The organism is Fimbriimonadaceae bacterium (assembly GCA_019638775.1).
GTDB lineage: Bacteria > Armatimonadota > Fimbriimonadia > Fimbriimonadales > Fimbriimonadaceae > JAHBTD01.
The window spans coordinates 804347-817706 of the sequence record JAHBTD010000002.1; the positions used below are offsets into that span (position 1 = coordinate 804347).

Below are 13360 nucleotides of genomic sequence, written 5' to 3' on the forward strand. Positions count from 1 at the left end.
TCGTGAATGGCAAGTCATATTTCGATTTCGTCGCCCGATCCGCATAGGAAGAAATCCTAAGCCATGGGCGGAATCTTTATTAAAATCAGAGCCTGGTGGGAAACAGCCGATCGCACACAGCGGGTTGTCTCCATCTTTGGCAGTGCGTTCCTCGTTCTCTTACTTGGAGCAACATTCTTCATCTCGACGCGGCCTAAAATGGCGGTGGCGTATGGTGGCCTCGACCCCGCGACGATGGGCAAAGTCGTCGCCGAAATACAAGGCATGGGGATCGGGGTTGAATATGACACGGTCAGCGGCACGGTTCGAGTCCCCGATAACAAGCTTGATGAAGTCAAGACGCGGCTAGCAACATCCGGCGCGGCCCCAACTTCAAGCCACATCGGGAATGAGGCTCTCGGAAACATCAGCTTGATGACCTCCTCCGATGTTGAGAAAGCACGACTCGTCGCCATTCAGCAAGGGGAGATCGCCCGTGCCCTCGAAGGACTAGAGAACGTTAGCGCCGCAACCGTCATCATCAACCCTGGTGAGAAGGGCAAGTTCGCCGTCGAAGATGTGCCAGCCTCGGCAAGCGTGACAATCACGCCCAAGGGCGGCTATGACATCGGAGGCGACAACGCCCAGGCCATGGCTGCTCTCGTGGCACGCGCCGTGCCTGGACTGAATAAGAAAGATGTGGTGATCCTCGGATCGGATGGATCGCAGCTCTTCGACGGCAGTCAAGAAGGAATCCAAGGCGCCGCAAACAAGAAGATTTCTGCCGAAGTCTCTGCCGCGCGAAAAATGCGCGGAGAGCTCCAGCAGGTTCTCGACCGATGGTGCGGCCCAGGCCAAACGCTGATCACAACCCGCGTGGAAATGGACTGGGACGAGACCCAGGAAGAGTCCGTTGTTTATCAGCGAGCTGAAGAGCCTGGAAGTGTCAGCCAAGTCACCGAGACCGTTGGAGACGGCGGATCGACGGCTGGATCGACGGGCGGACCTGCCGGTGCAACCGCCAATACGACTCCCCCAAATACGACCGGAACGGGCACGACAAACTCTGGCTACTCCGGAACCCAAAAGAAAGAAGATTATCGATACAACTCCAAAACCACCAAGAAGGAGAAGACTCCCGGTGCAGTTACCAATGTCGCTCTGAGTGTGGTTATCAACTCCGCAACGCCGAAGCCAAAGCCGGGACAAAAGCCAGAGGATGTGATTCAGCCCCCTTCCAGGGAAGCGGTTGAGCAGTTCCTCAATGGACACCTTGGGCTCGTCAAAGTCGGCAACGACTACCAACTCAAGAACGCAGGCAAAGACTCTCCAACCTACAGCGTCACAGTAGTCGAATCGGCATTTCATCCCGTCGATAACACGGCTGTCTCAACGGCTGCTGCCCAAGAACGAACTCAGCAGTTGTTCTCACTCCTCCCAATCGCCGCCCTCTTCATCGTCGCGTTTGTCGTGCTGAAAGCAATTGCCAAAGTCGCCAAGACCAAGGACGTCGTCGTGACCGCGATGGCCGGAGGACATGTACTGCAATCGGGCGGTACCGCCGCCCTAACGATGGGGAGTGGAAGCCGGTCGCTTGCCCCTCTCGCTCCTGGAGAAACCGAGGAGCTTGCAGAGGATGAGACGTGGGTCGAGGAAGAAGACGAAGAGACCCAAAAGCCAGTTCGCAAGAAGAAGAAGAAAGTCGATGTAGGTGAGATCGACGAAAAACTCAACATCCCTCTCGAGCAGATTCGAAAGATGGCCGAAGAGCGACCCGATACCGTTGCCCTGCTGCTTAAGAGCTGGCTCACGGAGGAACGACGATGAGACGCAAGGAAGATATTTCATCCCGACAAAAAGCAGCAATCATGCTGATGATTCTTGGCCCGGAGCAATCGGGCAGCATGATGCGCTTCTTCAAGGAAGAGCAAGTCGAGCAGCTCTCCATTGAGGTCGCCCGTCTTGAGCGCGTCACCCCCGAGCAAAGAGCCCAGGTCATCCACGAGTTCCATGAGCTTGCCATTGCGCAGGAATACATGGCTGAGGGCGGCATCGAGCATGCAAAGCGTGTGCTCGAACAGGCCTTTGGCGCGGAAAGAGCCGAGTCGATCATAGAGAAAGTCGTCACAGCCATGCAGGTTGTGCCGTTTGAGTTCCTCAAAAAAGCAGACCCCGCACAGGTTCTTAGCTTTATTCAGGACGAGCACCCTCAAACCATCGCGCTCATCCTTGCTTACATGCCCATCAACGCAGCCGCCCAGATCGTATCGAAGCTCCCACAAGATCTTCGTGTTGAGGTTGCTGCTCGAATCGCAAGCATGGAGCAGACGCCTCCTGAAGTTGTCCGACGTATCGAGCAAGTTCTGGAAAAGAAGATTTCGACCGTTCTCAGCCAAGAGATGACCTATGCCGGAGGCCCCAAAGCTCTCGTAGACCTCTTAAACCGAGTGGATCGAACAACGGAACGGCTTATCATGGACTCGATCTCCGAATCAGATCCTGAACTTGCCGATACCGTCAAGAATATGATGTTCGTCTTCGAGGACATCATCCAACTCGACGACCGCGCGCTGCAGCAAGTCCTCAAAGAAGTTGATATGAAGGAGCTTGCAACAGCGTTAAAGGGCACTGGCGTTGAGGTTCAAAACAAGTTCTACAAGAACATGTCGGAACGCGCCGTGGCAATGCTGAAAGAGGACATGGAATTCATGGGACCCGTTCGACTCAAGATCGTCGAAGAAGCTCAGCAGAAGATTGTTGCTGCCATTCGCAGACTGGAAGAAGCAGGCGAGATCACTATTTCCCGCGCTGGCGAGGAGGATGTGCTTGTCTAAAACCTTTTTGACAGGCGATCATGCTCATGGAGCCTCATCTTACTTGCACACGCTTCAACCCGTAGAGGACGCCGTGGATGCTGCCCGCAGACAAGGCAGCACGGACCTCCGAACGAAGTTCAAAAGCGAGCTGGATGGGATGCTCAAGCAGGCCCAGGAAGATGGCTTCCACAAGGGTTATGAGGACGGTTATCGAACAGGACGGCTTGAGGGTCAACAGGCCGTTGCCGACGAGCAGGCCGAATACTTGGCCCGATTTCAGGCTGAGCTGAACGAAGCGCGCGATACGGTCATTCAATCGATTGATCGCTGGTACGAAGCCGCCGAGCCAGAACTCGCCGAACTTGCCGTATACATTGCATCAAGAATCGTTGGGAACGAACTGACAACCAACCCAGAAGTTATCCTTGGAATCACCAAAGAAGCCCTCGCTGAAATTACCAATACCGAAAAAGTTCGTATCCGCGTGAATCCCTTCGATTCGCCAACCTTGAACGAACACAAAGCATCCTTGATGGCGATTTCGCCCAGCGTACGGCAGGTCGAGATCATCGAAGACCCCTCAATCACGGGTGGCTGCCTAATCGAGTCCGACAGCGGCGCTGCGGATGCGACTGTTCAAACAAAGGTTGAAGCGATCTTAAACACCCTCCGAGGAGAAGCAGCGTGAGTGTAATCGCGCCCACTTTCCGCGAAGCGCGCAAGCGCATCGACGCTTCTCCACGAATGCGTGTCTATGGCAGAGTCGTCCAAGTTGTCGGACTCATCGTTGAATCGAGCGGCCCCAACGCCAGGGTCGGTGACTTATGTCTGATCGAGTCAAATCACGGAGAGCTTGTCCGTGCTGAGGTGGTCGGCTTCAAAGATGATCGCGTCCTCCTGATGCCCCTTGGTGATCTAGCTGGTATCCGCGTTGGCTGCTACGTGCATGGTACGGGGCATTGTCTGCGAGTACCCGTCGGTCCAGAACTTCTGGGACGCACCTTGGATGGTATCGGCGAGCCGATGGACGGGCTCGGACCTCTCAATGCGCGCTCGACAAATCCAATCTACAACACACCTCCCAATGCCCTTGAGCGGAAGATGATTGCCGAGCCCTTCTCTACGGGAGTTCGAGCCATCGACGGGGCGATGACTGTTGGAATAGGCCAGCGTGTCGGCATCTTCGCGGGTTCGGGAGTCGGCAAAAGCACCTTACTCGGCATGATCGCCCGCGATTGCGATGCCGACGTAAACGTGATCGCCCTCGTTGGCGAACGAGGTCGTGAAGTCCGAGAGTTTATCGAAAATGATCTTGGCCCCGAAGGAGTCAAGCGATCTGTGATAGTTTGCGCAACCTCAGACCAACCCTCACTGGTGCGTATCAAAGCAGCCTTCACGGCGACAGCAATCGCCGAATATTATCGCGATCAAGGCTTGAAGGTTATGCTGATGATGGACTCCGTCACACGCTTTGCGATGGCTCAGAGAGAAGTTGGGCTGGCGATAGGTGAGCCTCCCAGCACAAAGGGTTACACACCCAGCGTATTTGCCCTCCTCCCAAAACTGATGGAGCGCGCTGGAAACGACAAAAGCGGGTCCATCACTGCCCTATACACGGTACTCGTTGAGGGTGACGACAACAACGAACCCATTGCCGACGCGGCACGTTCGATTCTCGATGGACACATTGTCCTCAATCGAAGGTTGACCAGTCGAGGGCACTACCCTCCTATCGACGTTTTAAACTCCCTTAGTCGTGTCATGCCCATGGTCACCTCTCCTGAGCACGTCCAGTTGGCACGAGATCTACGCGAGCTGCTTGCTGCTTATGACGACGTAGAGGACCTGGTCACCATCGGAGCTTACAAACCCGGAGCTAAGCCTCTGGCAGACAAGGCAATCGACAAGTGGGATGCAATAAATGGTTTCCTTCGACAAAACAAATCTGAGGGCACACCGCTCTCCGAAACACTCACACGCTTGAATGAGGTTATCCATGGCTAAGTTTCAGTTTCGATTAGAGAGAGTCCGCGATTATAGAGCGATTTTGGAAGAGCAGGCAAAAGATGCCTACCTGGATGCGAAGGTCGCGCGATTGGAAGCAGAAGCCTTTATCCATTCAATCAACGATCAGCGCAACAGACTGTTGAGCACAGAGATGAGCACCGTTCACGAGAGGGTCGCATTGCAGGAGATGGTCCAGGCGCTCGACGATCAAGAGCGACAGCAGAAGATCATCGTTGAAATGCTCGCTCACGACGAAGAGAATCGGCGCCTAGAGTGGATTGACAAGAAGATGGAGCTTGAAACGCTCGAGAAATTACGTCAGAAAGAGTACGAGGCTTGGATGCTTGATGAAAGCAAGAAGGAACAGGCCGCGCTCGACGAGTGGGCAACGACTCGAAAAGCTGCCTAACGGAGAAGTAAAAGATGGAACCGCGACTATTGGGCTATCAAAACGCAGTCGGACGGATGCAAGAGTTGAAGTCCCGGATTGAGGAGTTGACAACCCGCCACGATGAGTCGGATACATCCACCCCACCCAATGAATTCTCAAACCTAATGGGAAAGATCGGTGGCAACGCATCCCTAAAGCCGCTAAATCCATTTGGTCCCGGCGTTAAGGTTGATGGCCTCAGCTCGCCCAACGACCTCAAACCAATGATTGACCAAGCCGCAGCGCGAGCTGGCATCGATCCAGGCCTGCTCGACGCCCTTGTTGCAACCGAAAGCGGCTACAACCCGAACGCAAGATCAAGCGCGGGAGCGATGGGACTCACACAGCTCATGCCCGGTACCGCCAAATCGTTAGGCGTCACCGACCCATTCAATGCCCAGCAGAATTTGATGGGTGGAGCAAATTATCTTGCTAAGATGATTGACAAGTACGGTGACGTTCGTCTTGCTCTGGCTGCTTACAATGCTGGCCCTGGCGCAGTCGATCGTCATGGTGGACTCCCGCCGTACAAGGAAACTCAGAACTACGTTCAGAAAGTGCTCGCAACGTATGAAGCAAAGAGGTCTGCATGAAAAAGATGCTCATGATTATCATCCCACTTGTCCTTATCGGTGGAGGAATTTTTGGCGCTGCGAAGATGGGAATGGTACAGATTCCTGGAATCTCACCGGCCAAGAAAACTGCTGGGCTATACGATGCGGACAAAGAAGCTCTTGGGCTTTACAACTCAGACAAAATTGAACCCACAGTCCTAGAAGAAACAAGCCCGCCGGCGACTGTCGCAACTCAGCCGACAGTAAAACCACCCGAGCCCGATTATCAAGTCGATATCGTGCAAGGCCGCAAGAAGCTCGCCAAGCTCTGGAACTCCATGGATGTGGCGACGCTCTTAAGAATCACCGCCGACTGGAAGGACGAAGACCTCGCCCCACAGCTAGCCGTGATGGAACCTGAAAAAGTTGCCCTCCTGCTAGGATCGATGGACGCCTCAAGAGCTTCTAAGATCAGCAAACTGATCCAAGAAGAAGCATCGAAGGTCTACGGCGACGGCGGATAATCGACTTTTCTCTAAGCAAGCGAACGCGTGTCCAGCACCCTACGACTTGCCGTCTTTCTTTGCCCCTGACTCTGCCTTCCCTACCGGGTCTCCAACAACTCCTAGGAAGAGGACAATATCCGTCTTCGAATCGATGATGGCGTACACAAACGGGCGATCTGCCTTGAACGTAAAGGTCTTGTCAGGCATCGGCATCGCCGTAGGCTTCATCTCAACGCCCGTCGCGCCTGCTGCCTCCGTTCCTTCCTCGTTCACTTCAACAAACGTCTTGTGGATGACGCGGTTGATAAACAAGTCTTTCTCTTGCCGCATCCCACTAAAGTCGGCAACTTTAGGATCAAAAGCGGCAGCCATTCCTAACCCAGACAGCGCATCTTTGAGCATGTACGACTGCTCAACCTTCCAACGCGGGATCGTCACGGTTCCTTGGCTTGTCTTGAAGAGCTTCATCCAGGCCGCCCAATTCTTGGTATTCACGCCCTTCAAGAAGTCCGCAAACTTCGTGCTGGATTTCGGCAGCAAGACAACCATCTTGACCTGACCTGCGCCATACGGAATCTGAACCCCTTGGAAATCCTTGTGATCCTGATAGAGGAAATCCTCCTGACCCCGGGTCATCATCGGCACACTCACTTTCTTGCCGTCGAACTTGGTGAACTCCTCGTCCTTGGTGCGAGTGATATCGAAAGGTGTGCTCCAAAGGCCCTTAAAGTAGACGGCGTTAACCAGCATCATCTTCGCATCAGGGTCCAGTTCTTCAACGATCTTTGGAATCTTCTCACCGGTATTCTCATTCACCCAACTGTTGATGGTCTTTGTAGCCTCTGGCGCTTTGAAATCAAGGTTGGTGACGTACGCTCCGAAGTAGCTTTCATTTCTGCTGACAAAGTCGGCTTTGACCTTATACTCCTTATCAATCCAGATGGAGTTCGCGATCTCAAGCTTGACCTTGGGATCAGGGTTCGCTAGCACAGTCAATATATTCCGGCTGGCCTCATTGAACTGCGAAAGCTCAATCTTGTCGACACCAAGCGTCTTCGCCATCGCTGTCTTCGTATCTCCGCCCGCGCCGTTGTATGTCATCCCCAACGCAAGATCAACGCTGACTGGGCTGATGAAGAGATTCGTGTTGGGTGCATCTTTCCAAAGCTCTCCCAGAAGGCGAAATCCGAAGTCGTTGCCACTATTTGCCACTGCTGCTCCCTTCCCTTCTGTGATCGCCCGTGTAGCCCCCGCCACCTTTTCTGGGCTGGCTGCAAAGCGATTGACCCCGTAAGGCGAATCGGCCTGACGTCCAGAGCCGCCGCAGCCCACCAGTGCCACCATCGCCGAAATTACTCCTACCAACAACGTTGTGCGCTTCATGTCCATAACCTTTGTGTTTTGCTGAGTCTATTTGGTTCAACGCTCAAACCAGGTCAAATGCTTCGAGATGTTTGGGAATCTCGACCTTCCAGCCTAGCTCTTTGACGATTTTGTCACGGAAAACTTCCTGAACAGCCGGTTCGCCATGGACCAAGAAGGTCTTCTTTGGCGGCTGCTTGAAGTCACCAAGCCACTGCATCATCTCGGCCTGATCGGCATGCGCCGACAGGGCATGCAGCCGCTCAATTCGTGCGCTCACCTTCAGAGTTCTTCTAAAGATCTCTATCTCTGGAGCCCCGTCCAGTATCTCTCTGCCGAGCGTTCCCTCAGCTTGGTATCCGGTGAAAACCACAATCGTCGAGGGGTCCTCGATGCGGTGCAAAAGGTGATGCAGGATACGCCCACCGTTAGCCATCCCACTGCCGGCAATGATCATCATCGGCCCCTTGCGAGAGTTCAGCATCTTCGACATGTCCCGGTCTCGGACAAACTCAAGAAGCGCTGGCTCGATAGGATTATCATTCATGTCAAAGGCCAGCTTTGCCTCTTCATCGTGCTCTTCGGTTTGATTGAGATACTCGACCGTCGCCTTGGTCGCCATCGGAGAGTCTACGAAGATCGGAACACGGGGAATCTTCCCCGAATCCTGCAGCTTCTTGACGTAGTACAACACTTCTTGAGTGCGTCCGATGGCAAAGCTCGGAAGCAAGACCACAGACCCCGCACGAACGGCATCCCCAATCACTCTCTCAAGCTCGCCTTCTGGGTCAGACTGCTCGTGCAGTCGATCCCCGTAAGTGCTCTCCATCACAAGGTATTCGCCAAAATCGACGCAGCAGGGATCTTTGATGATTGGCGTGTCATATCGCCCGACATCACCGCTCATCACTATCCGTTCACCGTTCTCAAAGAACAGTTCAATGAATGCCGAACCAAGGATGTGTCCCGCTGGTGAGTAGCGGAAGATCGCTTTACCGGGCAAGTCCACGTTCGTTCGATACTTCACCGTGTGGAACTGCTTCAAGCAAGCGTATGCGTCCTTCTCGGTATAGAGCGGCAGGGCCGGTTTGTGGCGAGAATATCCGTGCTTGTTCCTGTAGCGTGCGTCCTCTTCCTGCAAACGACCGGAATCTGGAAGGCTGATTCGAGCAAGCCCAAGGGTCGCTTTTGTGGAGTAAATCGGCCCTCGATAGCCAAGCTTGACCAATACTGGCAAGAAGCCAAGGTGGTCGGTGTGGGCATGGGTGAGAACGATGGCGTCAATCTCGCGAGGGTCGATTGGAAACGGTTCCCAGTTCCGCTCGCGTATCTCTCGACGGCCCTGAAAGAGCCCGCAGTCCACAAGAATCTTCTTGCCATTAGTGGTGATGAGATGCCGCGACCCCGTTACGGTCTGAGCGGCCCCGCAAAATTGAATCCGGTTTGCCATTCAAGTCAAGTATGGCTGGTTTGAGTCCGGGTTATGCCAGAAGAGAGCATGAGGCAATTTCTAAATCGCCGATAGCCGATAGCCGATAGCTGATAGCTGATAGCTACCCTTACCAATACGGAGGAATGATCAGACCATCAACGTTGCGATTCTCGGAATAGACGATTTTAAAGGAAGTTGCCGACCACTTGTTCTCACCCTCATTCTTGAGAGTCATCTTCACAACCGCCTTGTCCGTGCCGCCCCAGGGCGCTTCTTCAACTCCAACGGCGAGGACCCGTGCCTCTTTACCGCTTGTAAAAAGCACCTTGTAATAGCCTAAATCACCCTTGATTCCGGCGTCGGTCAGCCCCTCTTCGACGGCCGGTTTCATGCCCGACCCCCAAACGCGGGTCATGATCTCAATCCCCCCGTAAGGCGCGATGGTCAAAAAGATGAAGAGACCGATAAGCACGCGCCAAGATCGCATCTCTCCACGCGCTTGAATCGGCCGCGTAAACGCGTACAAGCTCGTTAGGATCAAGGCAAGGACGAAACATCCGATGCCGTAAAATATAGCTGCAAGCATGGCTATTGGAATGATCGGTCATCCAAATGCCGTCGCTCAGGGCAAATCGTAAAGCGCCCTTCTCGCAAACTCAATCGCCGAAGTTGGGGCCTACGTTCGTGTGATCGTAAAGCTGGCGCTCTTTACCGCCATATCTGGCCCGCCTTGCCCCCCAATGCGCATGCCACTGATCGTTCCTTCGTACTTCTTGGGCTTACCGCTCGCGACATCGAACCATGCCGTCGTGTTCACCTTTTGCGGCTCTTTTTGACCCTCGGTGGTTACGATCGATCGAATCAAGACCTTTGCAACTCCCCCATCAACCGACTGCAAAAGCACAGTGCTCTCAGACTTTTTCTTGGGGTTGTCAGGATCGACATACTCAAATTTCGCCTCGGTGCCAAGGGTGAGAACCTTATCGAACGACATCATAAGATCGCCGATCCCCGCTGCACCGCTGCGTTGTGCTCCCGACCCCTCAGCTTTCTGTTTTACAAAGAACTTATTAACCCGAGTCGTAACTTTTGAAGAACTTCCCGAATTCTGCTGAGTTTCCTGACCATTCAGCAAAATCTTCGTGTTGGCAGATTCGACCTCGATGTCCGCATCGCCGTTCTCATAGACCTTGGTCACCGTGTGAACGATGTCCATGCTCAAATCAACGCTGCCTATCTCAATCTCCATTGCAACCTTGTAGGCATAAACATCCTTGTCGCCGACCTTGTACTTCCTTTCCATGCTGAAGGTCTGCTGATTTGCCATACAGGCAGTTGCTGCGAGCAACAAAACGGAGATGATTCGAGTTTTCATGATTGTTTCTGCCGACGCCCTCTTTTGAACGTAGAAAAAGGGAAAGTGTTTCGTTCTTGCAGGGGACTTTACCAGACCAAAATACATGCCAGCGAACTTAACAGATGAGAAACCGGTCCATAATTCGTCAGTCAAATAGTGTCCCTGAGGCTTTTTTATGCATGCGATCCGACGTCCTGACTTGATTGTAGTTATCTTCTTGAGCGTGACCCTCGCGCTGATCATCGGCTGTGGTGGTGGCGGAGCTGGTGGTGGAAGCACAACCAGCGCGACTGCGACCGGTACTGGTTCTGGGTCGGGCTCCGGCACAGCTACTGGAGGCTCTACAACTTCAACGACGGGTGGCACAACGTCGACAACGGGCTCTACGACTTCAACAACGGGTAGCACCACCTCGACGACCGGCAGCACAACGTCAACAACAGGCTCGACCACTTCAACAACGGGTGGCACCACTTCCACAACCGGCAGCACGACAGGATCAACGACAGGCTCGACAACGGGAAGCACAACAACTGGCGGCACCGGCGGATTCCAACCTGATCGGGTCTATTACGTAAACGGGCTCGGACCTGCGGGGTATGAAATCCGCTCAGTCCAACCGAACGGCTCTGACGACCAACTCCTCATCGCCTATGTCAAGACCATTCCCGCCGCCGTTCCCAACCCCGGCGGCAGCAAGTTTGCGTTCTTTGCCCAAACATCCGGCGGCAGCATTCCAAAGTACGACCTGTACACAAATACGACGCCAACGGTAACCGGGGCAACGCGCCTCACCACCCAGAATTTCATCTACACGGGCACACTGCAGTACACTCCCGACGCCTCGCAGATTGTCTTCACAGCCACGACTTCCGAAGGTGATTTCCGGCTCTACCGGATCAACGCCAACGGCACCGGCCTCACCAACATGACGAGCGCGGAAGAGGCGGCAATCAGTCCCGACGGCACAAAGATTCTCTATTCCCAATTCCAGGCCACCGCGTCCGATCTCTTCACAATCCCGATTGGTGGAGGCAGCGCGACACGCCTGACGAACACGGCTGCCGATGAGCGTAATCCCCAGTGGAGCAAAGATGGATCGTTTGTCATCTTCTCGACCGACCTTGACGGTAACTACAACATCTATCAGATGTCAGCCGCAGGGGGATCGCAAGTACAGGTCACAAACAGTGGACTTGACGAATTTGGACCCTCGTTAAACGAAGCTGGCACGCTGGTGTCTTTCTCCATCATCGACCCGATTGCCGGTGTTGACGATCAAGGGCTTTATCGTTGCGATCTCAACGGGGCAAACCGAATGACACTCGTCCTCGGAAACGTCCAAACCTACACTTTCTGGTCAGCTGGAGGCGGAGGAAGCTCCTTCTCACCGACAGGCTTTGGCGCATTCGGTTACGGAGGCACTCATCGTCCACCAATTGGGCGGTTCCGAGCGCCGCTCGAATTCCGTCAGTGAGACGCAAGCCAAGTGGGAAGATCGTACCAAGCATAGCCGACGTCGGGATACTCGACGTCGGCTAATTTATACGTCGACTCCTTCGCGAGCGTCCCTCCCAGCTTTCGATAAAACTCAACTGCGGCATTGTCCCGAAAGGTCCAAACGATCATCGAGCGATGCCCCGCCGCAACAAACCGCCGTACCGCCTCCGTGAGTAGGAGTTTCCCGATTCCACGACCATGCGCTTTCGGGTGAACATAGAGGGTCTGAATCTCAACCTCGATGCCCTCAGCCGGGGAGGTCTGGGGACCGCCTTCAATGAACCCCAACACTCGATCCTGTGCATCGACAGCGACAAGCCCAAACTGCTCGACTCCATCATACTGAGACATCCGAGAGAGCATGTTCTTGGTCCGCTCCTCCACATCGAGCGCGTCAAGCATCTGAGCCGGGAGAATCCCCTGATAGGCGTACCGCCAGCCTTCGACGGAGATATGAGCCATACAATGCGCATCGTCAGCCGTTGCTAAACGGCACTGAACCATATGACAGAGGTCGGAATCGCCACCCACCGACAAAGTCTACAGCAGGAAATGCCCACTTAGGCAGTATGAGCGCCATGTTCGCAGTCTTTACTGTGAACACAGCCGCAAGACCGATGCCGCATCCACTGGTTGACAACGTGAAAAAGCACAAGACAGGTACCACCGCCAACCGCGGTCAAGGTGGCCCAAAGCGTTGAAGAATGCGCCTTATGGATCGCGGCTTGGTGTCCATGTCCAAAAACGAAGTGCGAGATTGCGATCAAAGCGATACCAGCGACAAAGATAATCGCCGGGACGATAGAGCCGTGATGGCGTCGTCCATGAACAATCGCCGCAATGCCGACCACGATGGCTGTGCCGATAAACCCGTATTCGACCCAGGGATTTGCCATAAACCCAAGCCCGACAACAGACAGCAAACCCAGCGCAATCCCCGTGAGCAGGCAGTGCACAGCACACAAACCGCTTGCCCACGATCCAAGCTTGTCCCAGTTCAAAGCCTTCACTGTCTTTGCCACAATCCTATTATTGCACTATTTTTGCATTTAACAAAGAGGGTAGGACTTCTTTATGAGAAAAAGAAGGGTTTGGGGATGGCGCGCTCGAGAGGACTCGAACCTCCGACCTACAGGTCCGCAACCTGTTGCTCTATCCACTGAGCTACGAGCGCGTTGGCCCGATGAATATACCGCATCCCTGTCTGGACGCAGGGCAAATTGGGCCCGGGCAAAGCAGGAAATCAGAGATCGGACATCCGAAATCAGTGGAGGGCATCACAGACTTAAGGTTAAAGATCATAAGATAGATTTCCGATTTTGGATTTTGGATTTTGGATTTTGGATTTCCAATCTCCAATCTGCAATCCTCAATCTCCAATCTCCAATCCTCAATCTACAATTCCTCCCCCCTGCCA

At 54.0% G+C, this 13360-nt stretch carries 14 protein-coding genes and 1 tRNA gene; 8 read left to right on the top strand and 7 right to left on the bottom strand.

All coding sequences use genetic code 11. The annotated features are described in order from the left end of the window. Positions 1 to 63: 63 nt before the first annotated feature. Genes KF784_09975 through KF784_10005 form a run of 7 tightly spaced genes read left to right on the top strand, consistent with a single transcriptional unit; the run spans position 64 to position 6310 of the window. Positions 64 to 1806 carry a hypothetical protein gene (locus KF784_09975; protein ID MBX3119383.1) on the top strand — a complete coding sequence of 581 codons (1743 nt, stop codon included), beginning with the start codon at positions 64 to 66 and terminating at the stop codon, positions 1804 to 1806. Beyond that, positions 1803 to 2813 carry a flagellar motor switch protein FliG gene (gene fliG, locus KF784_09980; GenBank protein MBX3119384.1) on the top strand — a complete coding sequence of 337 codons (1011 nt, stop codon included), beginning with the start codon at positions 1803 to 1805 and terminating at the stop codon, positions 2811 to 2813. Before KF784_09975 ends, fliG begins: the two co-directional genes overlap by 4 nt. Next, positions 2806 to 3483: a hypothetical protein gene (locus KF784_09985; protein MBX3119385.1), complete on the top strand. Its 678-nt coding sequence runs from the start codon at positions 2806 to 2808 to the stop codon at positions 3481 to 3483. Before fliG ends, KF784_09985 begins: the two co-directional genes overlap by 8 nt. A 56-nt stretch (positions 3484 to 3539) precedes the next feature. Then, a complete protein-coding gene (gene fliI, locus KF784_09990; GenBank protein ID MBX3119386.1) occupies positions 3540 to 4799 on the top strand; it encodes a flagellar protein export ATPase FliI in 1260 nt (419 codons plus the stop codon). Next, the gene (locus KF784_09995) at positions 4792 to 5211 is read left to right on the top strand and encodes a flagellar FliJ family protein (protein MBX3119387.1); all 420 of its coding nucleotides are present in this window, start codon (positions 4792 to 4794) and stop codon (positions 5209 to 5211) included. The genes fliI and KF784_09995 overlap by 8 nt, the downstream gene beginning before the upstream one ends. Before the next feature lie 14 nt (positions 5212 to 5225). After that, positions 5226 to 5825: a lytic transglycosylase domain-containing protein gene (locus tag KF784_10000; GenBank protein ID MBX3119388.1), complete on the top strand. Its 600-nt coding sequence runs from the start codon at positions 5226 to 5228 to the stop codon at positions 5823 to 5825. After that, a complete protein-coding gene (locus tag KF784_10005) occupies positions 5822 to 6310 on the top strand; it encodes a hypothetical protein (protein ID MBX3119389.1) in 489 nt (162 codons plus the stop codon). Before KF784_10000 ends, KF784_10005 begins: the two co-directional genes overlap by 4 nt. Before the next feature lie 39 nt (positions 6311 to 6349). Here the strand turns inward: KF784_10005 and KF784_10010 are convergent, their stop codons facing one another. The 4 genes from KF784_10010 to KF784_10025 form a co-directional block, all read right to left on the bottom strand. Further along, entirely contained in the window at positions 6350 to 7675 is a 1326-nt protein-coding gene (locus tag KF784_10010) for a serpin family protein (GenBank protein ID MBX3119390.1), read from the bottom strand. Positions 7676 to 7718: 43 nt separating this feature from the next. Beyond that, positions 7719 to 9104 carry an MBL fold metallo-hydrolase gene (locus KF784_10015; GenBank protein MBX3119391.1) on the bottom strand — a complete coding sequence of 462 codons (1386 nt, stop codon included), beginning with the start codon at positions 9102 to 9104 and terminating at the stop codon, positions 7719 to 7721. 109 nt (positions 9105 to 9213) lie between these two features. Beyond that, positions 9214 to 9672: a hypothetical protein gene (locus KF784_10020; protein ID MBX3119392.1), complete on the bottom strand. Its 459-nt coding sequence runs from the start codon at positions 9670 to 9672 to the stop codon at positions 9214 to 9216. A 90-nt stretch (positions 9673 to 9762) separates the two neighbouring features. Then, entirely contained in the window at positions 9763 to 10461 is a 699-nt protein-coding gene (locus KF784_10025; GenBank protein MBX3119393.1) for a hypothetical protein, read from the bottom strand. A gap of 157 nt (positions 10462 to 10618) precedes the next feature. Between KF784_10025 and KF784_10030 the strand changes: the two genes are divergently transcribed. Next, positions 10619 to 11920: a PD40 domain-containing protein gene (locus tag KF784_10030; GenBank protein MBX3119394.1), complete on the top strand. Its 1302-nt coding sequence runs from the start codon at positions 10619 to 10621 to the stop codon at positions 11918 to 11920. Here KF784_10030 and KF784_10035 read toward each other — a convergent pair. The 3 genes from KF784_10035 to KF784_10045 form a co-directional block, all read right to left on the bottom strand. Next, positions 11914 to 12474, bottom strand: coding sequence for a GNAT family N-acetyltransferase (locus KF784_10035; protein ID MBX3119395.1), 561 nt, complete (start codon positions 12472 to 12474; stop codon positions 11914 to 11916). The genes KF784_10030 and KF784_10035 overlap by 7 nt on opposite strands. Positions 12475 to 12503: 29 nt before the next feature. Further along, positions 12504 to 12965 carry a MerC domain-containing protein gene (locus KF784_10040; protein ID MBX3119396.1) on the bottom strand — a complete coding sequence of 154 codons (462 nt, stop codon included), beginning with the start codon at positions 12963 to 12965 and terminating at the stop codon, positions 12504 to 12506. A gap of 76 nt (positions 12966 to 13041) precedes the next feature. Further along, a tRNA-Arg gene (locus tag KF784_10045) sits at positions 13042 to 13117 on the bottom strand. Between the last annotated feature and the right edge of the window lie 243 nt (positions 13118 to 13360).